26 protein-coding genes are annotated in these 24806 nt (G+C 66.3%); 18 read left to right on the plus strand and 8 right to left on the minus strand.

What is annotated here, in order from left to right; translation table 11 throughout:
- The first annotated feature begins 17 nt into the window (after positions 1 to 17).
- From EPN51_RS22120 to EPN51_RS22155, 8 genes are read left to right on the plus strand one after another with little or no spacing between them, the layout of a single operon-like run.
- Positions 18 to 1220 carry an MCE family protein gene (locus tag EPN51_RS22120; RefSeq protein ID WP_293046948.1) on the plus strand — a complete coding sequence of 401 codons (1203 nt, stop codon included), beginning with the start codon at positions 18 to 20 and terminating at the stop codon, positions 1218 to 1220.
- The gene (locus EPN51_RS22125) at positions 1220 to 2272 is read left to right on the plus strand and encodes a virulence factor Mce family protein (RefSeq protein WP_293046950.1); all 1053 of its coding nucleotides are present in this window, start codon (positions 1220 to 1222) and stop codon (positions 2270 to 2272) included. Before EPN51_RS22120 ends, EPN51_RS22125 begins: the two co-directional genes overlap by 1 nt.
- Positions 2262 to 3344 (plus strand): virulence factor Mce family protein, encoded by a 1083-nt coding sequence (locus EPN51_RS22130; protein ID WP_293046951.1) that lies wholly within the window; start codon positions 2262 to 2264, stop codon positions 3342 to 3344. The genes EPN51_RS22125 and EPN51_RS22130 overlap by 11 nt, the downstream gene beginning before the upstream one ends.
- Positions 3341 to 4765: a virulence factor Mce family protein gene (locus EPN51_RS22135; protein ID WP_293046953.1), complete on the plus strand. Its 1425-nt coding sequence runs from the start codon at positions 3341 to 3343 to the stop codon at positions 4763 to 4765. Before EPN51_RS22130 ends, EPN51_RS22135 begins: the two co-directional genes overlap by 4 nt.
- Complete coding sequence (locus EPN51_RS22140) at positions 4762 to 5925, plus strand: MCE family protein (RefSeq protein ID WP_293046954.1); 1164 nt, start codon at positions 4762 to 4764, stop codon at positions 5923 to 5925. The genes EPN51_RS22135 and EPN51_RS22140 overlap by 4 nt, the downstream gene beginning before the upstream one ends.
- A gap of 13 nt (positions 5926 to 5938) precedes the next feature.
- Entirely contained in the window at positions 5939 to 7663 is a 1725-nt protein-coding gene (locus EPN51_RS22145; protein ID WP_293046956.1) for a virulence factor Mce family protein, read from the plus strand.
- Positions 7663 to 8382 carry a mammalian cell entry protein gene (locus EPN51_RS22150; RefSeq protein ID WP_293046957.1) on the plus strand — a complete coding sequence of 240 codons (720 nt, stop codon included), beginning with the start codon at positions 7663 to 7665 and terminating at the stop codon, positions 8380 to 8382. The genes EPN51_RS22145 and EPN51_RS22150 overlap by 1 nt, the downstream gene beginning before the upstream one ends.
- Complete coding sequence (locus EPN51_RS22155) at positions 8382 to 8873, plus strand: mammalian cell entry protein (protein WP_293046959.1); 492 nt, start codon at positions 8382 to 8384, stop codon at positions 8871 to 8873. The genes EPN51_RS22150 and EPN51_RS22155 overlap by 1 nt, the downstream gene beginning before the upstream one ends.
- A gap of 22 nt (positions 8874 to 8895) precedes the next feature.
- On the opposite strand, the gene EPN51_RS22160 is transcribed toward EPN51_RS22155, so the two are convergent.
- The 3 genes from EPN51_RS22160 to EPN51_RS22170 all read right to left on the minus strand — a co-directional run bounded on the left by EPN51_RS22160 (position 8896) and on the right by EPN51_RS22170 (position 11208).
- Complete coding sequence (locus EPN51_RS22160) at positions 8896 to 9474, minus strand: hypothetical protein (RefSeq protein WP_293046960.1); 579 nt, start codon at positions 9472 to 9474, stop codon at positions 8896 to 8898.
- Positions 9475 to 9549: 75 nt separating this feature from the next.
- A complete protein-coding gene (locus EPN51_RS22165; protein ID WP_293046962.1) occupies positions 9550 to 11043 on the minus strand; it encodes a trehalose-6-phosphate synthase in 1494 nt (497 codons plus the stop codon).
- Complete coding sequence (locus EPN51_RS22170; protein WP_156660697.1) at positions 11044 to 11208, minus strand: hypothetical protein; 165 nt, start codon at positions 11206 to 11208, stop codon at positions 11044 to 11046.
- Positions 11209 to 11449: 241 nt separating this feature from the next.
- On the opposite strand from EPN51_RS22170, the gene EPN51_RS22175 reads away from it, so the two are divergent.
- The 3 genes from EPN51_RS22175 to EPN51_RS22185 all read left to right on the plus strand — a co-directional run bounded on the left by EPN51_RS22175 (position 11450) and on the right by EPN51_RS22185 (position 14141).
- Complete coding sequence (locus tag EPN51_RS22175) at positions 11450 to 12385, plus strand: enoyl-CoA hydratase (RefSeq protein WP_293046965.1); 936 nt, start codon at positions 11450 to 11452, stop codon at positions 12383 to 12385.
- 98 nt (positions 12386 to 12483) lie between these two features.
- Positions 12484 to 13320: an SDR family oxidoreductase gene (locus EPN51_RS22180; protein WP_293046967.1), complete on the plus strand. Its 837-nt coding sequence runs from the start codon at positions 12484 to 12486 to the stop codon at positions 13318 to 13320.
- A 29-nt stretch (positions 13321 to 13349) separates the two neighbouring features.
- Positions 13350 to 14141 (plus strand): SDR family NAD(P)-dependent oxidoreductase, encoded by a 792-nt coding sequence (locus EPN51_RS22185; RefSeq protein WP_293046969.1) that lies wholly within the window; start codon positions 13350 to 13352, stop codon positions 14139 to 14141.
- A gap of 98 nt (positions 14142 to 14239) precedes the next feature.
- Here the strand turns inward: EPN51_RS22185 and EPN51_RS22190 are convergent, their stop codons facing one another.
- The 4 genes from EPN51_RS22190 to EPN51_RS22205 all read right to left on the minus strand — a co-directional run bounded on the left by EPN51_RS22190 (position 14240) and on the right by EPN51_RS22205 (position 18534).
- Positions 14240 to 15799: an LCP family protein gene (locus EPN51_RS22190; RefSeq protein WP_293046971.1), complete on the minus strand. Its 1560-nt coding sequence runs from the start codon at positions 15797 to 15799 to the stop codon at positions 14240 to 14242.
- Positions 15800 to 16142: 343 nt separating this feature from the next.
- On the minus strand, positions 16143 to 16523 hold the full coding sequence (locus EPN51_RS22195) for an integrase (protein ID WP_293046973.1): 381 nt from the start codon (positions 16521 to 16523) through the stop codon (positions 16143 to 16145).
- A gap of 17 nt (positions 16524 to 16540) precedes the next feature.
- Complete coding sequence (locus tag EPN51_RS22200; RefSeq protein WP_293046975.1) at positions 16541 to 16783, minus strand: hypothetical protein; 243 nt, start codon at positions 16781 to 16783, stop codon at positions 16541 to 16543.
- A gap of 260 nt (positions 16784 to 17043) precedes the next feature.
- Complete coding sequence (locus tag EPN51_RS22205) at positions 17044 to 18534, minus strand: amidase (RefSeq protein WP_293046977.1); 1491 nt, start codon at positions 18532 to 18534, stop codon at positions 17044 to 17046.
- A 139-nt stretch (positions 18535 to 18673) separates the two neighbouring features.
- Between EPN51_RS22205 and EPN51_RS22210 the strand changes: the two genes are divergently transcribed.
- From EPN51_RS22210 to EPN51_RS22225, 4 genes are all read left to right on the plus strand, one after another.
- Positions 18674 to 19549, plus strand: a complete 876-nt coding sequence (locus EPN51_RS22210; protein ID WP_293046979.1) for an alpha/beta fold hydrolase — start codon at positions 18674 to 18676, stop codon at positions 19547 to 19549.
- Positions 19550 to 19637: 88 nt separating this feature from the next.
- On the plus strand, positions 19638 to 20306 hold the full coding sequence (locus EPN51_RS22215; RefSeq protein WP_293046981.1) for a S1 family peptidase: 669 nt from the start codon (positions 19638 to 19640) through the stop codon (positions 20304 to 20306).
- A 150-nt stretch (positions 20307 to 20456) separates the two neighbouring features.
- Positions 20457 to 20927 carry a lipoprotein LpqH gene (locus EPN51_RS22220; protein WP_293046983.1) on the plus strand — a complete coding sequence of 157 codons (471 nt, stop codon included), beginning with the start codon at positions 20457 to 20459 and terminating at the stop codon, positions 20925 to 20927.
- Positions 20928 to 20966: 39 nt separating this feature from the next.
- Positions 20967 to 21881: an MAP_0585 family protein gene (locus EPN51_RS22225; protein ID WP_293047002.1), complete on the plus strand. Its 915-nt coding sequence runs from the start codon at positions 20967 to 20969 to the stop codon at positions 21879 to 21881.
- A gap of 18 nt (positions 21882 to 21899) precedes the next feature.
- Here EPN51_RS22225 and EPN51_RS22230 read toward each other — a convergent pair whose 3' ends face one another.
- A complete protein-coding gene (locus EPN51_RS22230; protein ID WP_293047004.1) occupies positions 21900 to 22799 on the minus strand; it encodes a lytic transglycosylase domain-containing protein in 900 nt (299 codons plus the stop codon).
- A gap of 190 nt (positions 22800 to 22989) precedes the next feature.
- Here EPN51_RS22230 and EPN51_RS22235 point away from each other — a divergent pair, with 190 nt between their 5' ends.
- The 3 genes from EPN51_RS22235 to EPN51_RS22245 all read left to right on the plus strand — a co-directional run bounded on the left by EPN51_RS22235 (position 22990) and on the right by EPN51_RS22245 (position 24672).
- Positions 22990 to 23775, plus strand: a complete 786-nt coding sequence (locus EPN51_RS22235) for a DUF732 domain-containing protein (RefSeq protein WP_293046985.1) — start codon at positions 22990 to 22992, stop codon at positions 23773 to 23775.
- A 176-nt stretch (positions 23776 to 23951) separates the two neighbouring features.
- Positions 23952 to 24302 carry a LapA family protein gene (locus EPN51_RS22240; protein ID WP_293046987.1) on the plus strand — a complete coding sequence of 117 codons (351 nt, stop codon included), beginning with the start codon at positions 23952 to 23954 and terminating at the stop codon, positions 24300 to 24302.
- Positions 24303 to 24402: 100 nt separating this feature from the next.
- On the plus strand, positions 24403 to 24672 hold the full coding sequence (locus tag EPN51_RS22245; RefSeq protein ID WP_293046989.1) for a transposase: 270 nt from the start codon (positions 24403 to 24405) through the stop codon (positions 24670 to 24672).
- The last annotated feature ends 134 nt before the right edge of the window (positions 24673 to 24806 follow it).

Raw genomic sequence — 24806 nt, forward strand, 5'->3', positions numbered from 1 at the left:
GGACCGCTTAAAAGGACATGGCAGACACAGGGGCGAAACGCACAACCGTCCGGTTGGCAGCAGCGGTGCTGGCCAGCCTGATGGTGGCGTTCGTTGTGCTGACGTACCTTTCGTATACCGCGGCCTTCGCGTCGATCGACACCGTCACCGTGTCGGCGCCCCGAGCCGGGCTGGTGATGGAGAAGGGCGCCAAGGTCAAATACCGCGGCATCCAGATCGGCAAGGTCGAGACCATCGACTTTTCCGGTGACCAGGCGCGGCTGACGCTGGGCATCAACAGCGATGACATGCATTTCATCCCATCCAACGCGACGGTGCACATCGCGGGCAACACCATTTTCGGTGCCAAGGCGGTGGAATTCATTCCGCCTCAATCGCCTTCGCCAACCTCCCTGCATCCCGACGCGCACGTCGCGGCCTCGGCGGTGCAGCTGGAAGTCAACACCTTGTTCCAGTCGTTGATGGATCTGCTGCACAAGGTCGACCCCGTCGAACTCAACGGGACGCTGAGCGCGTTCGCCGAAGGCCTGCGTGGCCACGGCGACGACCTGGGCGGCATCTTGTCGGGGTTGAATACGCTGACACGCCAAGCGAATCCGAAGCTGCCCGCCTTGCAGGAGGACTTCCGTAAGGCCGCGGTGGTGGCGAACGTCTACGCCGACGCCGCCCCCGACCTGACCACCGTGGTCGACAACCTGCCGACGATCAACAAGACCGTCGTGGACCAGCAGAAGAATCTCGACAACACGCTGTTGGCCACCATCGGCCTGGCGAACAACGCCTATGACACGTTGGCGCCGGCCGAACAGGACTTCATCGACGCCATCAACCGGTTGCGAGCCCCGCTCAAGGTGGCCGGCGAGTACTCACCGGAATTCGGCTGCCTGTTCGCCGGTATCGACCGGGGCCTCAAAGAATTCGGACCGATTCTCGGTGTTCGCAAGGCGGGCCTGTTCACGTCGTCGAGCTTCGTGCTGGGTGCGCCGTCGTACACCTACCCGGAATCACTGCCGATCGTCAACGCCTCGGGCGGTCCGAACTGCCGTGGGCTGCCCGACATCCCGAACAAACAACACGGCGGGTCGTGGTACCGGGCGCCGTTCCTGGTGACCGACAACGCGAACATCCCGTACGAGCCGTTCACCGAATTGCAGTTCGATGCGCCCTCGACACTGCAGTTCTTGTTCCACGGCGCCTTCGCGGAACGGGACGACTTCTGATGGCCGCCTCGGGAATGCCGTCGCACCGCTCGATGATGATCAAGGTCAGCATCTTCGCGGTGGCCATGTTGTTGGTGTCGGCGGGGCTGGTGGTGGTCTTCGGTGACTTCCGGTTCGGCCCCGAAAGCAGGTACCACGCAACGTTTACCGACGTATCGCGGCTCAAGTCCGGCCAGAAGGTGCGTATCGCCGGGGTGCCGGTCGGTGCGGTGTCGGACATTAAGCTCAATCACGACAACACCATCGACGTGACGTTCGGGGTCGACAAGCGCTACGCGCTCTACTCGTCGACGCGCGCGGTGATCCGCTACGAAAACCTGGTTGGCGACAGATATTTGGAGATCACGTCCGGCCCGGGGGAGCTGCGGAGGCTACCGGCGGGTGGGACGATCAACAGCCAGCACACCCAGCCCGCACTGGATCTCGATGCGCTGCTGGGCGGGCTGCGGCCGGTGCTCAAAGGCCTTGACGCCGACAAGGTCAACACCATCAGCAGCGCGGTCATCCAGCTGCTGCAGGGCCAGGGCGGGGCGTTGTCGAATGTGCTGGCCGACACGAGTGCGTTCTCCTCGGCGCTGGGCCAGCGCGACCAGCTCATCGGTGACGTGATCAACAACCTCAACACGGTGCTGACGACCGTGGACCAACGCAGCGCACAATTTTCGACCAGCGTCGACCAGTTGCAACAACTGATCACCGGGCTGGCCGAGCACAAAGACGACATCGCGGGCGCCATCCCCCCGCTGGCCTCGACAACGACGGATTTGACCGAGCTGCTGAAGAATTCGCGCCGGCCGTTGCAAGGCATCCTGGAGAACACCCGTCCGCTGGCCACCGAGATAGACAACCGCAAGGCCGAGGTGAACAACGACATCGAGCAGCTGGGCGAGGACTATCTGCGGCTGGCCGCCCTCGGCGCCTACGGGTCGTTCTTCAACATCTATTTCTGTTCCGTGACGATCAAGATCAACGGCCCGGCCGGTGGCGACATCTTGCTGCCGCTGGGCGGTCAGCTGGATCCCAGCAAGGGGAGGTGCGCTTTTGCCAAATAACGGAGAGGCGCCAAGTACACAACGGCGGGAGCGCGATCCACTGCGCACCGGCATCTTCGGCGTGGTGCTGGTGGTCTGCGTCGTGCTCATTGCGTTCGGCTACTCCGGATTACCGTTCTGGCCGCAGGGCAAGATCTACGACGCCTACTTCACCGACGCGGGTGGAATCAATCCCGGCAACGCCGTTTACGTCTCGGGTTTCAAGGTCGGCAAGGTGACCTCCGTGGGTCTGGCCGGCGACAGCGCCAAGATCAGCTTCAGCGTCGACCGCCACGTCGCGGTCGGTGACCAGTCGCTGGCCGCGATCCGCACCGACACCATCCTCGGTGAGCGCTCCATCTCGGTGAGCCCGGCCGGCGGCGGCAAGGCAACCACCATCCCGCTCAGCCGTACCACGACGCCGTACACGCTCGCCGGCGCGCTCGAGGACTTGGGTTCCAACGCGAGCAACCTGAACAAGCCGCAGTTCGAGAAGGCATTGAACGTGCTGACCAGCACGTTGCACGACGCCAACCCGGAGCTGCGGGGTGCGCTGGACGGTGTGACCTCCCTGTCGCGCACCCTGGACCGCCGCGACGAGGCGCTGCAAAGCCTTCTGGCGCATGCGAAGTCGGTCACCGGCGTGTTGTCCCAGCGCGCCGAACAGGTCAACAAGCTGGTCGATGACGGTAACGAGTTGTTCGCCGCGCTCGACGAACGCCGCCATGCCCTGGGGCAGCTGATCTCGGGCATCCAGGATCTCTCGGCGCAGATCTCCGGCTTCGTCGCCGACAACCGCAAGGAATTCGGCCCCGCACTGAACAAACTCAACGACGTGCTGTCCAACCTCAATGAGCGTCGCGACTACATCGCCGAGGCCCTCAAGCGGCTACCCACCTACGCCACCGAGTTGGGCGAGGTGGTCGGGTCCGGCCCCGGCTTCAACGTGAACGTCTACGGTGTGATCCCGGCGCCGTTGATTGCCACGATGTTCGACTTCTTCTACCAGCCGGGCAAGATGCCGGCCAGCCTCGCCGACTACCTGCGCGGGTTGATTCAGGAACGCTGGGTCATCAGGCCGAAGTCACCATGATGCAGCGAATCATCGGCAGTCGGGGGCTGCGCTATGCCACCATCATCGCGCTCGTCGCGGTGCTGGTGGGTGGCGTGTATGTGCTGTCGTCGCAAGCAAATAACCGCAAGATCGTCGGCTACTTCGCGTCGGCCGTCGGTCTGTATCCCGGTGACCAGGTTCGCATCCTCGGTGTCCCGGTCGGCACCATCGACACGATCGAGCCGCGTCCGTCCGACGTCAAGATCACCATGGCGGTGTCCACGGACGTGAAAGTCCCGAAGGACGCCAAGGCCATCATCATGTCGCCGAACCTGGTGGCGGCCAGGTTCATCCAGTTGACACCGGCGTACACCGGCGGGCCGGCGATGGCCGACGGCGCCAGCATCGGCCCGGACCGCACCGCCGTCCCGGTGGAATGGGATGAGGTCAAGGAGTCGCTGACCCAACTCGCCGTCCAACTCGGCCCGACGGCCGGATCGATGCAGGGTCCGCTGGGCTCGGCGATCAACCAGGCCGCCGACACCTTCGACGGCAAGGGCCAGTCGTTCCACAGCGCCTTGCGCGAGCTCTCGCAAGCCGCTGGGCGGCTGGGGGATTCGCGCGGCGACATCTTCGGCACGGTCAAGAACCTGCAGGTGCTGGTCGACGCGCTCTCGTCCAGTAACGAACAGATCGTCCAATTCGCCGGAAACGTCGCCTCGGTGTCGCAGGTGCTCGCCGACAGCTCGCGCCATCTCGACAGCACCCTGGGGACCCTCAACACGGCGCTGTCAGACATCCGTGGGTTCCTGCACGAAAACAACTCGACGATCATCGATACGGTCAACAATCTCAACGACTTCGCGAAGACGTTGAGCGACCAGAGCGACAACATCGAACAGGTGCTGCACGTGGCGGGTCCGGGTATCGCCAACTTCTACAACATCTATGACCCCGCGCAGGGCACGCTCAACGGCCTGTTGTCGATACCGGAATTCGCCAACCCCGTGCAGTTCATCTGCGGTGGCTCCTTCGAGACCGCGGCCGGGCCGAGGGCGCCGGACTACTTCAAGCGCGCCGAGCTCTGTCGTGAGCGGCTGGGGCCGGTGCTGCGGCGGCTCACCGTGAACTATCCGCCCTTGATGTTCCACCCGCTCAACACCATCACGGCGTACAAGGGCCAGATCATCTACGACACCCCGGAAACCCAGGCCAAGGCGGCGACCCCGGTCCCGGAGCTGACCTGGGTCCCGGCCAAGGGCGCCCAGTCCCCGGGCGCCCAGAACCCGGCGGATCTGCAGGCGTTGCTCGTCCCGACGGCCCCCCAGGCCGGTCCCGCGCCGGCCGGCGCCGCTCCCGCCCCCGGCCCCGCGCCTCCAAGCGCGTTCGGCCCGCTGCCGGGTCCGTCACCGGGCCAGGCGCCTGGCGGGCCGTCCGCCGGCTTGGGCGGTGGTGGATGACTCGAATGTGGTTGCGCGCCGGCGGATTAGCGGCGGGCGGCATGCTGCTGGCCGGCTGCCAGTTCAACGGCCTGAACTCATTGGCGATGCCCGGCACGGCCGGTCATGGCAGTGGCGCCTATTCGGTCACGGTCGAGCTGCCCGACGTGGCGACCCTGCCGCAGAACTCACCGGTGATGGTCGACGACGTCACCGTGGGCAGCGTTTCCGGAATTTCGGCCGAACAGCGGGCAGACGGATCGTTTTATGCGGCAGTGAAATTGGCGCTGAACAAAAACGTCGTGCTGCCCGCCAACTCGACCGCGACGGTCGCCCAGACGTCGCTGCTCGGCTCGATGCACATCGACTTGGCGCACCCCAAGGACAAGCCGGCCGTCGGCAGGCTGACCGACGGGTCGAAAATCGCGGAGGCCAACACCGGTCGCTACCCCACCACCGAAGAGGTGCTCTCGGCGCTCGGCGTTGTGGTGAACAAGGGCAATGTCGGTGCCCTGGAAGAGATCACCGACGAGACCTACCGGGCCGTCGCGGGCCGAGGGGACCAGTTCGTCGACTTGGTCCCCAGGCTGGCGGAATTGACCTCGGGGCTGAACCGTCAGGTCAACGACATTATCGATGCGGTTGACGGATTGAACCGATTCTCGGCCGCCTTGGCGCGCGACAAGGACAACCTGGGCCGGGCGCTGGACACACTGCCCGAAGCGGTTCGTGTGCTCAACAAGAACCGCGACCACATCGTCGAGGCCTTCGGCGCGCTGCACAAACTCGCCAACGTCACCTCGAACGTACTGGCAAAGACCAAGGTGGACTTCGCCGCCGACATGAAGGACCTGTACTCGGTCGTGAAGGCGCTCAACGACAACCGAAAGAACTTCGTCACCTCGTTGCAGATCTTGCTGACATTCCCGTTCCCCAATTACGGCATCAAACAGGCCGTCCGGGGTGACTACCTCAACGTGTTCACCACGTTCGACCTCACCCTGCGCCGGCTCGGTGAAACGTTCTTCACCACGGCGTATTTCGACCCGAACATGGCCCACATGGACGAGATCCTCAATCCGCCGGACTTCTTGACCGGGGAACTGGCCAACCTGTCCGGACAGGCCGCGGATCCGTTCAAGATTCCGCCCGGCACGGCTTCGGGTTCGCAGGGACAGTAGGGGGCGGACGCAGATGCATGACAGACTGACCAAGATCCAGCTGGCGATCTTCGCCGTGATCACGGTCATCACCCTGACCGTGATGGCGATCTTCTACCTGCGGCTGCCCGCGACCTTCGGTATCGGAACCTACGGCGTGAGCGCCGATTTCGTTGCCGGCGGCGGCCTGTACAAAAACGCCAACGTCACCTACCGCGGCGTCGCCGTCGGCCGCGTCGAGTCGGTGGGCCTGAGTCCCAACGGCGTGATCGCCCAGATGCGGCTCAACAGCGAGACCGCCATCCCGTCGAACGTCACGGCCACCGTCAAAAGTGTGTCGGCGGTCGGGGAGCAGTACATCGACTTGGTCCCCCCGAAGGGACCGGCAACGAGCAAGCTGAGCGACGGATCTCGCATCGAGCGGCAAAGTACCCGGATCGGCCAGGACGTCGCCGACCTGTTGAAGCGCTCGGAGACGTTGGTCAACAGCCTGGGTGACACCCGGTTGCGTGAGCTCCTGCACGAGACGTTCATCGCGGCCAACGGCTCCGGCCCCGAGCTGGCCCGGCTTTTCGAGTCGGCCCGGCTGCTCGTGGACGAGGCCAACGCCAACTATCCGCAGGTCTCGCAGTTGATCGATCAGGCCGGCCCGTTCCTGCAGGCCCAGATTCGCGCCGGGGGCGACATCAAGTCGCTGTCCGATGGCCTGGCGCGCTTCACCTCCGAGGTGCGTCAGGCCGACCCGCAGCTTCGCGACACGCTGGCGACCGCCCCGGGCGCCACCGACGAGGCCAGCACCGCGTTCTCCGGTATCCGCCCCAGCTTCCCGGCACTGGCCGCCAGCCTGGCCAACCTGGGCCGGGTCGGCGTGATCTACCACAAGTCGATCGAGCAACTCCTGGTGGTGCTGCCGGCGCTGTTCGCCGCGATCATCACGATGGCGGGCGGTCCTCCTCTCGACGAGGGCGGGAAGCTGGACTTCAAGCTCGACCTCAACGACCCGCCGCCATGCGCCGTCGGCTTCCTGCCCCCGCCGTTGATGCGCACACCGGCCGACGAGACGGTGCGCGAACTTCCGAAGGACATGTACTGCAAGACCGCGCAAAACGATCCCAGCACCGTGCGCGGCGCCCGCAACTACCCGTGCCAGGAGTTCCCCGGAAAGCGCGCCCCCACCATTCAGCTCTGCCGCGACCCGAAGGGCTACGTACCGATTGGCCGCAATCCGTGGCGCGGTCCGCCGGTGCCCTACGACACACCGATGACCAATGGGTTGAACACGTTGCCGCCCAACAAGTTTCCCTATATCCCGCCGGATGCTGAACCCGATCCCGGTACCCCCATCGTCGGGCCGCCGCCGCCGGGTGTGGTGCCCGGGCCGGGTCCGCTGCCGAACAAGCAGCCGGCCTACGCTCCGCCGCCCCCCAACGACAACGGGCCGCCGCCGCCATTCACGTCGTGGCAGCCCCCCGGGGTGCCCCCCGTACCGCCCCAGCTTCCGTATCCGAAGTGGCTCCCCCCTCCGGCACCGCCGCAGGGGATCAATCCGCCGCCGGCGGGCCCGGGGCCGGAGAAGCCGTGGGGTCCACCGCCCGGGCCGAAACCGCAGGCCAGCGGCCCGGCCTACGCCACCTATGACGAAAAGACCGGCGCGTTTGTCGATCCGGCCGGTGGCACTGGTATCTTCGCGGCCGGCGCCACCGGCACATCCGGCGCCGAGAAGTGGGTGGACCTCATGCTTGATCCAAGGCCTATGTAATGGACCCTGTAATGGACCTTGCCGCGGCAGACGGACAAACAACCAAGCCGCGCGTTCGTCGTCGAGCGTCGCGCGCGGCGGGTCCCGCCAAGGGTGAGTCGACCCAGGACGTCACGGTCCACACCGAGGCTCCGGTCACGCCGAAGAAGCAGGCGAAGGCCGTCAAGTCCCTCAAGTCCATCAAGCCGCCGCCACGGCGGCAGCCGCACCGCACCCTGGTCGCGTGGATCTCGTTTGCGGCGGCGTTGTTGGCGGTGGGGGTGCTGGCCGGATGCGTGGCCTTGCTGATCGTCCAGCACCACCACGCCACCGCGGCGCAAGCGCGCGATCAGCGTTTCGTCGACACCGCCACGCAGACGGTCGTCAACATGTTCAGCTACAAGCAAGACAACATCGACGAGAGCGTCAACCGCTTCATCAACGGCACCAGCGGTCCGCTGCGCGGCATGCTCGGCGCCAACAACAACGCCGAGAATCTCAAGGCGCTGTTCCGCTCCACCAACGCGACTTCCGAAGCCGTCGTCAACGGTGCCGCACTGGAAGGCATTGACACCGTTAGTGATAACGCGTCGGTGTTGGTGTCGGTGCGCGTCACGGTCGCCGACATCGATGGGGTCAACAAGCCGTCGATGCCCTACCGGTTGCGCGTCATCGTGCACGAAGACGAGGCCGGACGGATGAGCGGCTACGACCTGAAGTACCCAGACGGGGGTAATTGATGCGATGGCGGCGTCGGCTGCTCATCGTCGCGGGTTACCTTCTGGCCGTGGCGTTCGTCGGGCTGTCCGCGGTGGCCGGCTGGATGTACTGGGAGCGGGTCGAGGGTCGCGGTGAGCAGGCGGCGCGTGCGGTGTTGCCCGGCCTGGCGGCGAAGGAAATACCCGAGGTCTTCGCCTACGACTACCAAACCGTGGAACGGAGCCTGTCGGCCGCGTACCCGCTGTTGACCCCCGACTATCGCGCGGAGTTCCAGAAGAGCGCCAACACGCAGATCATCCCCGAGGCCAAGAAGCGCGAAGTGGTCGTGCAGGCCAACGTCGTGGGCGTGGGAGTCATGTCCGCCAAACGGGATTCGGCAGCCGTGATGGTCTACATGAACCGGACGGTCACCGACAAGTCACGCCAGCCGCTCTATGACGGCAGCCGGTTGCGGGTGGACTTCAAAAAGATCGGCAAGCAGTGGCTGATCGCCTACATCACGCCGATCTAGCCCCGCCGACAACCGGTCGAAGTCAGTAGCACATCGCAATTCCGTTGCAGTACATCGGGTAACGTTCTACCGGGCTGGGCGGTGGCCCGGCCATCGCCAGCGAGAACGGTTGCTTCTTCATCTCCGGCTGCATCCCGCACACGGCGCCGTGCAGCGTGGTGTGGGTGCCGCTCATCGTTTCGTCGCTGAACGCGAAGGTTTCGGTGGACGGTGCGGTGCCGCCGCCCGGACAGGACACACCGTTGTCCTTGTCGATCTTGAAAGTCCATAGCATGCCGGACATCCGCGCCCGGCCACTGAAGTTCTGTAGCTTGTCGGCGGCGCTAATCCGCTCATCCGTGAAACTCACGATGTTCAGCGCGCAGTTCATGGCAAAGACGATGGGGTCGGAATAGTCGTTCATGTTGCGCGTTCCGGAGGGCTGATCGCATATCGCCGTAACGGTCCAGGTAACCCCCGACACCCCCGCCTCGTTGAAGGAGTAGTTGCCGTCCGCCGGCGGCCCGAGCGCTTTGGCCGGTTCGCCGGATTGCAGCGCGATTCCCGTTGCGACGGCCGTGAAAATGCCGGCACCCGCGGCAAGTCCGTGACGGAGCTTCATCTGATTCCTCCCAGCACGCTGATTTGAGTATCACAGCGTCGGCGCGCAAACACCACGGGTCCTTGCGCATCCGGGCTAATCGGCATCATGGGGTCGCGCGTCGGCGAGCGCATCGAGGAATGACCGCGCCCACCGGTCGACGTCGTGAGCGAGCACCTGGCGGCGCAGTGACCGCATGCGCCGCCGTCCTTCCTCGACGGACTGGTTGAGCGCGGCCTCGATCACGTCCTTGACCCCTTCGAGGTCGTGCGGGTTGACCAGATACGCCTGCCGCAATTCGGCGGCGGCGCCGGTGAATTCGGACAGGACGAGTGCACCGCCGAGATCGCTGCGGCAGGCGACGTATTCCTTGGCGACCAGGTTCATCCCATCGCGCAGCGGGGTGACCAGCATGACGTCGGCGGCCACGAAGAACGCGATGAGTTCGTCGCGGGGGACCGGTCGATGCAGGTAGTGCACCACCGGATGCCCGACCTCGCCGTATTCGCCGTTGATGTGGCCGACCTGGCGTTCGATGTCGTTGCGCAGCTGCTGGTAACTGTCCACCCGTTCGCGGCTCGGTGTCGCCAGTTGGATCAGCACGGTGTCGTCGCGCTTGGCGCGGCCCTCCGCGAGTAGCTCCGAAAAAGCTTTGAGGCGAACATCGATGCCCTTGGTGTAGTCGAGCCGGTCGACCCCGAGCAGCACCTTGCGGGGGTTGCCGAGCTCGGCACGAATCTCCTTGGCGCGGCGCCTGATACCGCGGTGCCGGGCCGTCTGGTCGAGTGCACTGGAGTCAATGGAGATGGGGAAGGCGCCCACCCGAGCGACACGGGACCCGAGGTCCACCTCGCCGTACCGCGCCCGCACGCCGACCGCCCCGCGCGACGTGTTGGCACCTATCAACCGCCGGGAAAGGAACAGGAAATTCTGGGCCCCGCCGGCCAGTTGGAATCCGACCAGGTCGGCACCGAGCAGGCCCTCGACGATCTCGGTTCGCCATGGCAGCTGCATGAACAGCTCGACCGGCGGGAAGGGGATGTGCAGAAAGAAGCCGATGGTCAGGTCGGGCCGCAGTTCGCGCAGCATCTTCGGGACCAGCTGTAGCTGATAGTCCTGCACCCACACGGTCGCACCGCGCGCGGCGGCACGGGAGGTGGCTTCGGCGAAGCGGCGGTTGACGACGACGTAGCGCTCCCACCATTCGCGGTGGTAGATCGGCTTGACGACGACGTCGTGATACAGCGGCCACAGCGTGGCGTTCGAGAACCCCTCGTAGTATTCGGCGACGTCGTCCGCGCTCAGTTTGACCGGCCGAAGTTCCAGGTCTTCCTGGACGATGGGTTCGCCTTCGTGGTCCTTACTATCTTCGGCGGCCTCATCGACGACGCCGGGCCAACCGACCCACGCCCCGCGCCGGCGGCGCAGCAGCGGTTCCAGCGCCGTGACCAGTCCTCCGGGGCTGCGCTTCCATGCCGTGGTGCCGTCGGAAAGCAGCTCCTGATCCACCGGCAGCCGGTTGGCGACGACGACGAAGTCGGAATTCCCGAATTCGGCCGCCTTCGAGCTTCGCCGTCCCCCGGGAGCCATCTACGTGTCGAGTTTCGCCGGCCCAATACCCAGCATGGACAGAAAAACCCGGCATTCGTCGGCATCGGTGGCATACGCCGCGACGACCCGCCTGGCCTGGCTCGCAGTGCTGTCCGCCACCGGCTCGACATCGCCGATTTCGCCAGGATCAGATTTCGTAGGCATGACTTAACTGTAGGTGACGCGCGTGATCGGCCGCAGTCCGTCTCACCAGCTAACGGGTGTCGGACGCATTTATGGCTGGTTTGTAGGGATTCGCCGGGCCGCTCGCGAAGACACGATCCGCCGTCGCCGCCAGGGAGCGTGCGGTTGGTAGGGGCCGCGGCCCGTCCCCCCAGCGCGGGTCCGATTACACACTGGCCGTAATCTGTAAACAATTCGAGCTGACAACGAGCGAGGTGGCCCAATGACTCTCTCCGAGCAAGCCGGCGCGCAGGCGGGCAACGCCAACGCCGAGGAGCTGGTGACCTACGAAACCCTCGACGAGGGCAGCATCGCACGCATCTGGCTCAACCGGGCCGACGCCCACAACGCGCAGAACCGCGGCCTGCTGGTTCAGCTCGACGAGGCGTTCCTGCGCGCCGAGGCCGATGACGCCGTCCGGGTGGTGATCCTGGCCGCCCGCGGCAAAAACTTCTCCGCCGGCCACGACCTGGGCTCGGAGCTGGCGCTGGCAGAGCGGGCACCCGGAGTGGGGCAGCATCCGACCTTTCGGATCAACGGCGCCACCCGCGATCCGGTCGCGGAGAAGACCTACCTGCAGGAATGGCATTACTTCTTCCAAAACACTTGCCGCTGGCGCGATCTGCGCAAGATCACGATCGCCCAGGTCCAGGGCAACGCGATCTCGGCGGGCCTGATGCTGATCTGGGCGTGCGATCTGATCGTCGCCGCCGACAATGCGAAGTTCAGTGACGTGGTCGGCGTGCGGATGGGCATGCCGGGCGTCGAATATTACGCCCACCCTTGGGAATTCGGTCCGCGCAAAGCCAAAGAGTTGCTGCTGACCGGTGATGCGTTGGACGCCGACGAAGCCTACCGGCTTGGCATGGTGTCCAAGGTGTTCCCCGTCGACGAATTAGCCGACAAGACACTGGAATTCGCGCGTCGGATCGCCGAGCGGCCGACGATGGCGGCCATGTTGATCAAGGACTCGGTCAACGCCGCCTCCGACGCGATGGGCTTCACCGAGGCGCTGCGGCACGCGTTCCACATCCACGAGCTCGGCCACGCGCACTGGGCGGCCCACAACGAGAACAGGTATCCAATCGGCCTGCCGCCCGACGTCGAGGACTGGCGCAACGCGAAGCCGACCAAGCTGGCCCGCCGCGACACCCCGTAGCCGGAGCCCGTTCTGGCCGCACGCCCGGGGGAGCGTCACCACCGGAATCGGCACATGGTTCGATGACGAGAACCTGTTCCAGTTGAAAGGCGGCTCGAGTGCAGCTTTCTTTCCAAGACCGGACGTATCTGGTCACCGGCGGCGGTAGCGGAATCGGCAAGGGAGTGGCCGCCGGACTGGTCGCGGCCGGCGCCTCCGTCATGATCGTCGGGCGCAATGCCGATCGGCTCGCGGCGGCCGTCACGGAGATCGAAGCCCTCCCCGGCGATGGCTCGATTCGTTACGAGCCGGCCGACATCACCAACGAAGAGGAGGCGACGCGCGCCGTCGAAGCCGTGACGGCCTGGCACGGCCGCCTGCACGGGGTGGTGCATTGCGCCGGCGGATCGGAGACCATCGGGCCGATCACCCAGATCGACTCGGAGTTGTGGCGACGGACCATCGACCTCAACGTCAACGGGACCATGTACGTGCTCAAGCACTCCGCACGCCAGATGGTGCGCGGTGGCGGCGGGTCGTTCGTCGGCATCTCGTCGATCGCGGCCAGCAACACCCACCGCTGGTTCGGCGCCTACGGCGTCGGCAAGTCAGCGCTGGACCACCTGATGCAGTTGGCCGCTGACGAGCTCGGAGCGTCATGGGTGCGGGTCAACAGCATTCGCCCGGGACTGATCCGCACCGAGCTGGTCGCCCCCATCCTTGATTCGCCCGAGCTGAGCGCGGACTACCGCGCCATCACGCCGCTGCCCCGACATGGCGAGGTCGAGGACATCGCGAACGTGGCGATGTTTCTGCTCAGCGATGCGTCCAGCTACGTCACCGGGCAGATCATCAATGTCGACGGCGGGGTGCTGCTGCGTCGCGGCCCGGATTTCTCGGCGATGTTGGAACCGGCCTTCGGCGCCGACGCGCTACGCGGAGTGGTGGCAACCTGAACCGTCGGCCCTAGTGAACGGGAGAGGCGATGAAGCGACTCGAGGGCAAGCGGATCCTGGTGACCGGCGCCGCGTCGGGGATCGGCCAGGCCACTGCGCTGCGCTTGCTGGACGAGGGCGCCGCCGTGGCGGCCTCCGACGTCGCGGCCGACGGCTTGGACAACACCCGGGCGCAGGCGCGGCAGGCCGGCATCGCCGACCGGCTCAGCACCGTGCCGATGGACGTCGGCAGCGAACGTTCTGTGATCGACGGCGTGTGCCTGGCCGTCGAGCAACTGGGCGGCCTTGATTCGCTGGTCAATGCCGCCGGCATACTGCGGGCCGCCCACACCCACGAGACCAGCCTCGAGCTCTGGAACCAGATCGTCAGCGTGAACCTGACCGGGACCTTTTTGGTGGTCCGCGAAGCGCTACCGGCCTTATTGGCGAACCCGCGCAGCGCGATCGTGAACTTCAGCTCCACGTCGGCCTCGTTCGCACATCCCTATATGGCCGCCTACGCCGCGAGCAAGGGCGGCATCCAGGCCTTCACCCACTCGCTGGCGCTCGAATACGCGCGCGACGGCGTGCGCGCGGTGTGCGTGGCGCCGGGCAGCATCAAGTCCGGGATCACCGACGCCACAGGCGGATACATCCCCAAAGACGCTGACTGGTCGCTGTTTTCGAGGCTGATGCCGGTCCTGCCCACCACCGTGGAATCCAGCGGAACCGGGATGGCCGAGCCCACCGCAGTCGCCGGTGTGATCGCCATGCTGGTATCCGACGACGGGGCATTCATCACCGGCACCGAGATCCGTATTGACGGCGGCACCCACGCTTGACGGCGGCGACCCGCTGCGCCCGGCTTCGCCGCGCTTGCGATCGCCGCGGGCTTGACGACGGCGACCCGCTGCGCCCGGCTAACTGGCGACCCGCCGCGCTAATTGACGCACGGCACGCCGCCGCCGTCGATCGGCTTGCCTTGATCGGGCGTCGGATAGGTCGTGGTGGTGCCGTTGTAGTAGTAGGACTTGGCCTTGGTCGATGTCGCAGTGCTGGTGCTCGTCACGTCGTCCATCTGGGTCTCGTCCGGGGCGGGGATCGAGAAATTGGTGTCCACGGTGACCCGGATGTGTCCGGGCTGGATGTTGGGGTTGGGTTGCTTGGGTGCGTCGAGGCCAAGCAGGTTGGCCACCCGTTGCGCATCGGTCTGTGCGCCGGCGCCGTACTCCACCGTGGTGGCCGTGGGTTCACCGACCTCGCGGTCGCGGACTTGGCCCTGGGTGTAGCCGCGCTTTTTCAGCGCGTGCGATACGTCGGTGGCCAGACCGCTCATGCTGCCGGAGTTGATGACGTCGACGACCGTGGACGGATCGGGCTTGACAACCGTGGTGGCGGGCTCGGTGGTGGGTGTGTCGGCGCCGATCGCCGCCGCCACCTCGGCCTTGATCGCCGCCGGATCGACGATGTTGACGTCCTGTCCGTCGATCGTGTCGTAGCGCACCACCGGCAGCGTCCGGAATTCGACGTTTCCGCCCGCGAGACCCCCCAGGCGCTGGACCATGTCGTCGTTCCAGCCGGATGAGAGCACCACGTCCTTGCGCGCCACGGCCATCAGGTTCTTGAGCTTGTCGATGTTGGTGAAGGTGCCGGCGACCTGCAGCTCCTGCATGACCGACGAGATGAACGCCTGCTGCCGGTGAGTGCGGTCCAGGTCGCCGTTGTCCAGGCCGTGACGCTGCCGGACGAATGACAGCGCCTCGGAAGCGTCCAGCCGCTGTCGCCCGGCCGGGAAGTCGGCGCCCGAATACGAGTCGTAGACGGCGTGGTTCAGGCAGACCTCGACGCCGCCGAGAGTCTGTGCCAGATCGAAGAAACCGGCCAGATTGACCTCGGCGAAATAGTCGATGGGGACGCCAGTCAGGCTGCGCACCGCGCGCAGCGTCGCCGCCCGGCCGGCTTCGCGGCCCTTGGTTTCGAGTTCTTTCTGACTGCTCGTCCCTTGGTTGGCCAGCTTTTGCGCGACGTATTGCTTGGTCAGCCCGTAGGCCTCTTTGATCTTGATGTGGTTGTATCCCGGGACTCCGGTGAAGGGAACCCAGTCGTCGCGCGGGATCGAAAAGGCGACGACTTTGTCGTCGGCGCTGACATGCACGAGGATCATCGTGTTGGTGTTGTAGCCGCCGTCGTCGGAATCGCCGGCGTGCAGATGCTTGAGGATGGAGTTGGGCAGGTCGTTGCCGTCCTGGTCTTTACGCGAGTCCAACCCGATCAGCAGGATGTTCATGTTGTCGCCACTGGACCGTGGGTCGTCGGGCTGGAGCGCATTCGAAACGGTGATGCCGCCCAGCGCGCCGTGCGCCACGTAGTACCCGGCCCCGGTCAGTCCCACCGCCGCCACGGAGACCAGCGCGCCAAGGGTACGCGTCAGCCCTTTACGGAAGCGGGAGGGTTGACGGACGGCTCGATGGCGGCGATGGGCGCCGCCCGAGCGGGCCATCACAAACCTCTGCCCACACCCAGCGCATCACCGGACCCCGCAACGGCGGTTAGCGGCGATATCGCTTCAGGCATGGTGACAAGTATGCGTTAGCTTGCTGTGAAGCCCCCAATCGAGAGCGCCCGCCAACGGCCGCCGCGAGCGGATTCAGCAGGCCGAACGGGTGCGATCCACGGGGGCGATCGCCGCTCCACCTGCATGTTTTGGGTGGGCAGTGCCCAGGCGTGGCCGCGACGATCCCCGGGCGGTCTCGAGCGGAACGCGGATCGAGCTGAACTTGTGATCGCGCGGATACCTGGGGCCGGACCGCTGTCGCCTGGGGCCGGCCAGCAAACCGTCGCCGTCAGCAGTACGGGTACTCGACGTGCCACCGACCGTCGACATAGTCGGCGCGATACTGACCGCCCAGCGCCGGGTTGGCGTCCTGAACGAGGCCGGAGCCGCCGACCCCGGGGGTGAAGCCTGGGGGATCCCAGGTGACGGACACCGGGTTGGGCGCCATGGTCGGCGTGCATCCGACTTGCTTCTTGACGTAGCCGTCGATGATCGCACGCTCCGCGGTGGCCCGGTCAGCACCATCGGGTGCAGGGGTGTTGGCGCACAGCGCATGTGCCCCACAGGCGCGTTGGCCCACGGTGGCGAGCGCCACCTGCACCGGCGTGCCCGTCATCAGCATTGCCCCCGCGAGCAACCCCGCGGCCGCCACCGTCCTGCGGATACGCATCCTGTCTCCCAGCACTGCTATCTGGCTTTGACCAGTCCTTCACCCGACGTGTAAAAGAGCGTGATGTTGGCGCCCGTGATGATTTCAGCGAGGTAGACACCGACCGGTTCGACCTCGTAGTAGTAGTGGGTGTTGCCGTCGGTGTCCAGGGTCGATGCGCACGAGTAGCCCGGCGCGCCGCATCGTTGCTTGATCGGTATCGCGAACACGGCAAGCAGCACGAAAATGGCGATTCCGATGCCCAGCGGGACTCTGTGCACTGCCGATCTCGTTTGCGCCAGACCTGCCACCGTTGGAGTGTAAGCGGCCGATCCCGCTGCTGACACGTGCGACGCCGCGGGACATTTTCGGGGCCGACACCGTTTGGATGCCCGGGCGCGGCGGGTACGCGGATGTGAGCCATTGAAGGACTGAGCATGAGCGACACGCGGGCGGCCGGCCCGGCGGTTCACCAGCCCGTGGCGGGGGCCGCGCGGCCTGCGGGAAGGCGACTCTGCCGCCAAATCGGTTGCGGGAAAATCTAATCCGGGGCCGGCGCGGGATGCCGGTGGGCCCACGGGCTCGCCTCTTCGAGCTGGGCGGCCAGTTGCAGGAGGCCGCCGTCCGCGCCCAGCTTCCCCACGAATTGCAGACCCAGGGGAAGCCCGTCCTCCGTCCAGTGCAGCGGGACACTGATCGCGGGGCGTCCGGTGAGGTTGGCCAGCTGCGTGTAGGGCACCCAGCCCAGGCTCTCCTGGATGAGGTCGTCGAGAATCCCGCTGAGCCGCATGAGTTTTCCCGCACGCAGCTTGCTGATCACCCGGGCAGCGCGCTGCAACGCCGCCGAAGTCGCCGTGGCGCCCACCTCGAGGGGCGGGGTGGCCAGGGTAGGGGTCAGGAAGTAGTCGTAGGCGCCGTGGAACTCGGCCAGGGATTGGATGTAGCTGTTTCTGTTCTCCAGCGCAGACATCACCGCCAGGACACCGCCGGATCGGCCGAGTTCGCTGATGGCCAGGGTGTCGGCCTCAAAGTCGCTGTCCCGGGCGCCGGTTCGCCGCTTGGTGTCGGCGACTTGCTGGTGAAGCTGTGCGAACCAGATTGTCAGAAAGTCACGGCCCAATGCGGCGTCATCGTAGGGCGGAGCGATCTCTTCGACCTGATGGCCCAATTCGTTCAGTAGTACCGCGGCCTTCTCGACCGCGGCGACGGCCTCCGGGCTCGGCTGTGAGTTGATGGCCGAGCGAGCCGAGTACCCGATTTTCAATCTTTCCGGACGGCGCTTGACGAGTTCGCTGAAAGGCATGTCGGGCAACGCAACTCGGTAGGCTGCACTCGGATCATGCCCGACGATCGCGTCATAGAGCGCGGCACTGTCGCGCACGGTGCGTGACACAACCCCCTGGGTCGCCATGCCCAACATCATTTCGCCCGTCTGCGGGCCGTAGGGAGCCAACCCCCGGCTGAGCTTGAGGCCGACGAGTCCGTTGCAGGCGGCGGGAATTCGGATCGACCCGCCACCGTCGTTGGCCCCGGCGGCCGGAACGACGCCGGCCGCCACCGCTGCCCCGGATCCGCCCGACGAGCCGCCGGGCGTGCGCTCGGTATTCCACGGGTTGCGGGCCGGACCCCAGTAGTCGGGTTCTGTCACGCCCTTGGCCCCGAATTCCGGGGTGTTGGTCATCCCGAAGATCACCAGGCCCGCGTCCAGAAACCGCTGCGTGACCAGCGCGTGCCGGTCGGCTACCTCGCTGGCCAGCGACCGGGATCCGCACGACGTGGGAAAGCCGCGGTATTCCTGGCCGAGGTCTTTGAGCAGGAATGGGACACCGGCGAACGGCCCGCTCAGGCCCGGATCGGCGGCCTGCGCGTCGGCGACATCGCCGAGGCGGCGGACTATAGCGTTCAACCGTGGATCGACGGCGTCCGCCCGTTGCCGTGCCAACGCGAGAAGTTCAGCCGGGGTGACCTGCTTGCGCTCGACCAGCTCGGCCAGAGCGGTCGCATCCAGGGACATGTACTCGTCGAGATGCATGCCTTCTCCTCAGCCCCGGCCCGATTCGCTTGCCGCCGGCACCGCCCGGGTGCGTCGACGTCTCCTCAATTGACGCCGCTGCACGCCGTTGACGTCAAGCGAATGCAGGCGCTGGTTGGGGGCGCCTTAGTATCACCTGATGCCCGCGGCAGCTGAACCGTTCACGATCAGGGGCCCCGACGGGGTCCAGATCGTCGCCGATCGCCTCGGGGATCCTCAAGCGCGCGCCGTGGTGTTCTTGCACGGCGGCGGGCAGACGCGCCGTTCGTGGGGCAAGGCCGCCGCCGCGGTCGCCGGGCGCGGGTGGCAGGCCGTCACCGTCGACCTGCGTGGCCATGGCGAATCGGACTGGTCCGGCGACGGCGACTATCGCGTCGTCAGTTTCGCCGGCGACGTCCAAGAGGTGCTGCGCACGCTGCCTCCACGACCGGTGCTGGTCGGCGCCTCCCTGGGGGGCTTCACGTCGATGCTGCTCGCGGGCGAGCTGTCCCCGGGCATTGCGAGCGCGGTCGTGTTGGTGGACATCGTCCCGAACATGGACCAGTCCGGAGCGAACCGGATACATGCCTTCATGGCCGACCGGGTGGAATCGGGGTTCGGCTCCCTCGACGAAGTCGCCGACGCGATCGCCGAGTACAACCCGCACCGGCCGCGGCCGGCCGATCTGGAAGGCCTGACCACCAACCTGCGTCGCCGCGGCGACCGCTGGTATTGGCACTGGGATCCGCAGTTCATCAGCGGCACTGCGGCATTCCCGCCATTCGAGGTCACCGACCCCGATCGGATGCACGCGGCCGTGGAGGCGATCTTGCGCGATGGGGTGCCCATCCTGCTGGTCCGCGGCCAGATGAGTGACCTCGTCAGCCAGGACCGCGCCGACGAATTCCTGGCGCGTTTTCCGCAAGTCGAATTCACCGATGTCCGCGGTGCGGGCCACATGGTCGCCGGCGACCGCAACGACATCTTCGCCGGCGCCGTTCTGGACTTCCTTGCCCGGCACGTCGACGCCGGATGAACCACCCGTACGGAACCGGCTGGCCGCCAGCCCATCTCAGGCGGGTGGCGCTGCTACGATCTGCCGTGCACAAGCGGAGGGGGACGGCGTGACCATGCCGTGGTTGCGGGGGCTGGGACTCGTCGGGGCTGTGATAATTGCCGCGACGACGGTGGCGAAAACCGCTCCGGCAGCGCCGCCCCCGGCTCTGCCCGCGCCACCCCCGGCGCCGGGCATGGGCGTCGATCATGAATCCAACAGGTGCACAGCAGGATTCGCGGCGCAGGGTACCGACGGCAGCTACTACCTGATGACCAGCGGACACTGCGACGCGCACGACGGCTCGGAGTGGACGTACGGCAACGATGCTCCGCTCGGCAAAATCTCGGCCAGCGAGCATGACGGCGACAAGCGGGACGCCGCGATCATCCGCCTCGAGCCGAGTGTCGGCATGCCGGTGGGTGACGTCGGCGGCAGGTATCAGGTTCGGGATGTGTTGAGCCGCTCGCAGATTCAGCCCGGCATGCCGTTCTGCAAGATCGGCGCGGTGACGGGTGAGACTTGCGGTGCCATCAAAGGCATCGATGGCGACGTGGTCGAAGCCGGCGTGTTCAGCCTGGACGGCGACAGCGGCAGTCCCGGCTTCGTGATGAACCCGGACGGCACCGTGAGCGCGGTCGGTCTGTTGATGTCCTCACCCGACGGTGACGACTACACGACCTACTTCATGCTGATCAATCCGCTGCTGGACAGGTGGGGCCTGCGTGTTCTTCCGTGAGAGATGCTCATGCGACCAGCGCATCCGGTGGCACGTAACGTACCGTTAGCGGGTATCGGGTATCCGGCCGACCGGCCTCGAACGCGTCCACCTGCGGTGATGCGGCCAAGGTGAAGCGGCAGCGGAACCAGCGACACGAAGGGGAGAGTAGTGAAGCGTGGGATCGTAGTCGGCGTGGCCGGCGTGGCCCTGGTGATCGCGGCCAGCGCCGGATGTTCGAGCAACAAGTCCAGCACGGGATCGTCCGGCTCGTCTTCCGCGCCGGCGGCGACAGGTCCGCGGGTGATCGTCGACGGTCAGAATCAGAACGTCAGCGGGCAGGTCACCTGCACCGCCGCGGGTGACAACACCAACATCGGGATCGGCGACCCGACCGCCGGGCTGGGTGCCGTGGTCAGCAATGGCAACCCGCCGCTGGTCCATTCGGTTGGGCTGGGCACCGTCAACGGTGTCGCGCTCGGATTTTCCGACGCCGCGCCCAACCAGAGCGGCAGTGCCGGGGCCGCGGTCAACGGCAAGACATGGGCGATCAAGGGCACCGCTACGGGTGTCGACATGAGCAACCCGCAGCAACCGCAGCAGGTAACCAAGTCATTCGAGTTGGACGTCACCTGCCCGTAGCGCAGGCCATCGACACCCTAGGGGGACGCAGCTATGTCCATGAAACGTATCGTCAGCGCTGCCGCGGTGGCCGCTGGCCTGAGTATCTCGATGGCGGCTCTGAACGCCGGTTCGGCCTACTCCGCTCCACTTGACCCGCCGCCGCCGTGCCCGAATTGCCAAGGCGGCGGTGGCGTCGGCGGGGGCGGCGGTGGCAGCATCGCCGGGCCGGGCGTGCAGGCGGGCGGTGGCGCGCAGGCGGGCGGCGGCGTGCAGGTTCCGCAAAATCCCCCGCAGACCACTCAAGCGCCGGCCACCCAAAGCCAGGCGCCGGCCACGCAGAGCACCGAGGCGCCGGCCACGAGCACCCAGGCGCCGGCCACCCAAACCACCCAAGCGCCGGCCACGAGCACCCAGGCGCCGGCCACTCAAACCACGCAGGCACCGGCCACCCAAACCACGCAGTCCGGTGCGCAAACGACATCGCCGAGTGCGCAAACCACCGCGCCGGCGAGTGGACAGACCACAACGCCGCAACTCGGCGGGGAGGCGTACGCGTCGCTGAATGCGCCGAGCACCCAGCCTGAGCACCCGCCGTACATTCCGCCGCGCGGCGTTTACGCGAGCGGTAACGCCCAGGTCGGCGGGCCGGTGGACCTCGACACCGGGTTCAGCATCGTGGGCCACGGGGCGCCCACGCCGCCGCGCCAGCATGGCTATGGCTGGAACGACGGCCGGGCTCCGGGCCACCCGCCGCCGTATTGGGAGGGCCCGCCGCCGCTGGGTGGCTGGGACGGTCCGCCGCCCCCGGGTGGCTGGAACCGGCCGTGGGCCGGAGCGCCGCGTGACGTGGCTGTGGCGCGGGCCGATTTCGGAGCCTTCAGCTACAACACCTTTACCGTCACCCCGGTCTTCAACTGGCAGTACGGCGGCTGGGGTTACTGGTACTTCGGTGTCTGGGTGCCCCTGTACTGATCCTGCGCTGATTGTGGACTACTGCGGGTGGGCCGCCACGTAGTCCGCGGCCGGGATCGGTGAAGACGCGTCGTAGCCGATGGGCAACAAGACGTCGCCCGCCGTCGTGCGGCAATAGACGTCCCACCGGTAGTACGCGGCGAACGTAGCGGGATCGGCGGCGATCAGCGCCGCGTACTCATTGACCGCGCGCACGTATTCGGTCGCGTGGTTGTAGCCGTAGATGGCGTGATCGCGATCGTTGGCAAAGCCATTGGCGGCGAGGTAGCGGCCGGCGGCCAGGATGCTGTCGCGGGGTGAGTGAATGTCGCCGCCCTGCCCGTAGCCGGCGAACGTCGACGGCAAGAACTGCATGGGTCCCTGCGCGCCTGCGGTGCTCGCTCCCACGATGCTGCCCAAGCGGGTCTCGATGAAATTGATCGCGGCCAGGTAGTTCCAGCCGACGCCGGATTCCGACTCCGCCTGGTGGTAGTAGTTCAGCAGCTCGTCGGCCGGGGCCGGCGGCTCGATGCGCCACGCCGGCAGGCTGTCTCGCATCGGGGTCAAAGCGGTGAGTTGACGACGGGCGTCGACGTTGCGGTCGTAGACATCGACCAGCTCCGCCGGGATGCGCGGGCGCGTGGTCGCGTCCCATTCCAGATGGCGTCCGATGGCGCGGTAGGCCGCCTGCTCGCGGTGCGCCGCCGCGGTCAGTGCCGGGTCCGGCGTCCCGGGATCACGCAGCGCGCGCTCGTCGGCGACGAGGTCGTCGGCCAGCTGTGCCGGGTCCGAGGCCAGCTGAGGTTGCGCGCCGCCGGTGCCCGCGTCTGCGGGCACCATCCGTGCCGGCGGCGCCGGCGGTGCGACGGCTCGTGCTGATGTGGTTGGGCCGGTCGCGCTGACGGGATGCGATACCGAACAACCGGTGAGGGCGAACATGATCGCGGCGAGGACGAGCGGCGCGGTGTGTCGGTCACGGCCCACGGTGATCACGTCCGTCCATTGCCTCGGTTCCTACGGCGCCGGTTGGTTGGCTCTCAGCGAGTCTTGCGCATCGGAGCGCGTGACAGCAATGCGGATGAAGCACAGGGTCTTGTGGCAACGTCGTGACACTCTCAAACTGGTTGATATGCGCGACCGCGAGACGATCGACTCAGAATTGCGGCGCATCGCTCTTGGGCGCCGATCGATTCGCGAGCAGGGCGGTCAGCCGTCGTCGCGCGGTGTCGACGAACTGCTCGACGAGCTCCTGGCCCACAGCGCGGGGGTGTCTCTCCTGAACGCGCCGACCGCGGCTAAAACCGAGGTCGTCGCCGACACCTGGTCGCGGGGCAGCAAAACCGGCACCACGCTCCACCGGCGGATGGGTGCGCTGCGCCGCCTGGGCCTGGTGGCGGCGTTGCCGCTATCGCTGGTGGCCGCCGCCGTCGCGGTGATGGTCATGTTCGCGGTCCGCCACCAGGATTCATCGGCGCAGCCGACGGAAACCCCGCCGCCGGCCACGTCGCCACCGAGTCGCATCGCGCCGCAGGCGCCCGCTCCGCGGATTGACATTGCCGACATGGCGTTCATCGGCGCGTTGAAGCACGAAGGCGTACCGGTTCCCAGCCAGGAATATGTGATCGCGCAGGGGCACGCAGTCTGCGACTACCTGGCGCAGCAACACAGTTTCGCCGATGCCGTCGGATTCGTGCAGCGTTCGTCGATATGGGACGCCGATCAAAGTTCCCATGTCACCGCGGGTGCCATCGTCTCGTACTGCCCTCAGTCGCAACCTAAAACCCTGGACGAGATGCAGCCGGCCTATCAAAACACTCTCTCCGATTTGCAGGCCATCGAAGGAAAACTGCGAGGCATCCAAGGGGATCTGCAAGGCATCCAGGGAGGTCTGGAAAACCTCCCCGGCCACCCGTAATCGGGGTCAATGCGTCGGACGCCGATGTGCCGGGCGTCGGTCGTTTCCAGCTGATCGTCGCCGGAGAACGGGCTGACAGTTGCCTGAGAGTGCGAAGAATGCGCGCAGAAATAGTGACCTGGATTTATTGTTTTCGCGATCATGGGTTGAGTGGCCTGACCGATACAGGAGGACTCGTGAGCTACATCACCTCTAACGACCCCGTCGACCACCAGCGGACTAGCCGTCCATTGGTGGGGCAAGCATTGAAGAGCCCGGCCAAAGAGCCCGGGCTCATCTTGATGGCGGCCGCGTTGGCGGCATACGGGATTTGCCTTGTGAGCTTCGCCGACAGCCAATTCGGGGCCGGGGTCATCGCCGCCAGCATCTCGGCGGTGGCGATGGTGGCGGGCGGGACCTGGTTGTGGAAAGAAGCCAGGCGAGTCCGAAAACTTGAAAGGGACTGGAACCTTAACGACCGCGGGGCCCCGGCCAGTATTCCGTGCGCCCCAGTGTCGGTGTCGCAGCTAGACGTTCGGGAAGTCTGAGCAAGTCCGAGCCCCCGTCAGGATTGAACTGACGACCGCTCGCTGACGAGGTGGTGGGATTCCCCCGAGTCGGTGGAGGTATCAGCTGTAAGGGGTAGCGATGCCAGGGAAGCGGAAGAAGTACGACCGGGAGTTCCGTGAGGGAGCGGTGCGGATCGTGCAGGTCGCGCATGAGCTTGGGGTTAACGAGGGCACCTTGGGCAATTGGGTGACCCGGGACCGGGAAGCCCGCGAAGGTCGAGTCGGCGGGCGATATCGATGGCCATCACAATCACAGTCATCAACGCCTGATACCTCTGCTCGCGGCGGCGGGATCGACCTGGCCGTCGGCATCGCCGCGAACTCAGTTCGCACGGTGATCGGCAGCTGACGTTTGCACATGGAGTGTCGGCTCCGGTTGAAAAGTGAGCAGGTAGTTCCGGTCGAAAAGTGAGCACCCTTCTGATTGGAGAGTGATCACTGTGGAGGATTGGGCGGAGATTCGTCGGCTGTATCGGTCGGAGA

It is taken from the genome of Mycobacterium sp. (assembly GCF_004298145.1).
Lineage (GTDB): Bacteria > Actinomycetota > Actinomycetes > Mycobacteriales > Mycobacteriaceae > Mycobacterium.

Bases quoted from the DNA above. Each gene is read 5' to 3' on its own strand.
- EPN51_RS22145 (WP_293046956.1), top strand. From the start codon at position 5,939: ATGCATGACAGACTGACCAAGATCCAGCTGGCGATCTTCGCCGTGATC.
- EPN51_RS22170 (WP_156660697.1), bottom strand. From the start codon at position 11,208: ATGCCTACGAAATCTGATCCTGGCGAAATCGGCGATGTCGAGCCGGTG.
- EPN51_RS22195 (WP_293046973.1), bottom strand. From the start codon at position 16,523: ATGCGTATCCGCAGGACGGTGGCGGCCGCGGGGTTGCTCGCGGGGGCA.
- EPN51_RS22120 (WP_293046948.1), top strand. From the start codon at position 18: ATGGCAGACACAGGGGCGAAACGCACAACCGTCCGGTTGGCAGCAGCG.
- EPN51_RS22150 (WP_293046957.1), top strand. From the start codon at position 7,663: ATGGACCCTGTAATGGACCTTGCCGCGGCAGACGGACAAACAACCAAG.
- EPN51_RS22230 (WP_293047004.1), bottom strand. From the start codon at position 22,799: ATGTTCGCCCTCACCGGTTGTTCGGTATCGCATCCCGTCAGCGCGACC.
- EPN51_RS22175 (WP_293046965.1), top strand. From the start codon at position 11,450: ATGACTCTCTCCGAGCAAGCCGGCGCGCAGGCGGGCAACGCCAACGCC.
- EPN51_RS22190 (WP_293046971.1), bottom strand. From the start codon at position 15,799: ATGGCCCGCTCGGGCGGCGCCCATCGCCGCCATCGAGCCGTCCGTCAA.
- EPN51_RS22245 (WP_293046989.1), top strand. From the start codon at position 24,403: ATGCCAGGGAAGCGGAAGAAGTACGACCGGGAGTTCCGTGAGGGAGCG.
- EPN51_RS22235 (WP_293046985.1), top strand. From the start codon at position 22,990: ATGCGCGACCGCGAGACGATCGACTCAGAATTGCGGCGCATCGCTCTT.
- EPN51_RS22160 (WP_293046960.1), bottom strand. From the start codon at position 9,474: ATGAAGCTCCGTCACGGACTTGCCGCGGGTGCCGGCATTTTCACGGCC.
- EPN51_RS22225 (WP_293047002.1), top strand. From the start codon at position 20,967: ATGAAACGTATCGTCAGCGCTGCCGCGGTGGCCGCTGGCCTGAGTATC.
- EPN51_RS22125 (WP_293046950.1), top strand. From the start codon at position 1,220: ATGGCCGCCTCGGGAATGCCGTCGCACCGCTCGATGATGATCAAGGTC.
- EPN51_RS22140 (WP_293046954.1), top strand. From the start codon at position 4,762: ATGACTCGAATGTGGTTGCGCGCCGGCGGATTAGCGGCGGGCGGCATG.
- EPN51_RS22210 (WP_293046979.1), top strand. From the start codon at position 18,674: ATGCCCGCGGCAGCTGAACCGTTCACGATCAGGGGCCCCGACGGGGTC.
- EPN51_RS22155 (WP_293046959.1), top strand. From the start codon at position 8,382: ATGCGATGGCGGCGTCGGCTGCTCATCGTCGCGGGTTACCTTCTGGCC.
- EPN51_RS22185 (WP_293046969.1), top strand. From the start codon at position 13,350: ATGAAGCGACTCGAGGGCAAGCGGATCCTGGTGACCGGCGCCGCGTCG.
- EPN51_RS22205 (WP_293046977.1), bottom strand. From the start codon at position 18,534: ATGCATCTCGACGAGTACATGTCCCTGGATGCGACCGCTCTGGCCGAG.
- EPN51_RS22165 (WP_293046962.1), bottom strand. From the start codon at position 11,043: ATGGCTCCCGGGGGACGGCGAAGCTCGAAGGCGGCCGAATTCGGGAAT.
- EPN51_RS22135 (WP_293046953.1), top strand. From the start codon at position 3,341: ATGATGCAGCGAATCATCGGCAGTCGGGGGCTGCGCTATGCCACCATC.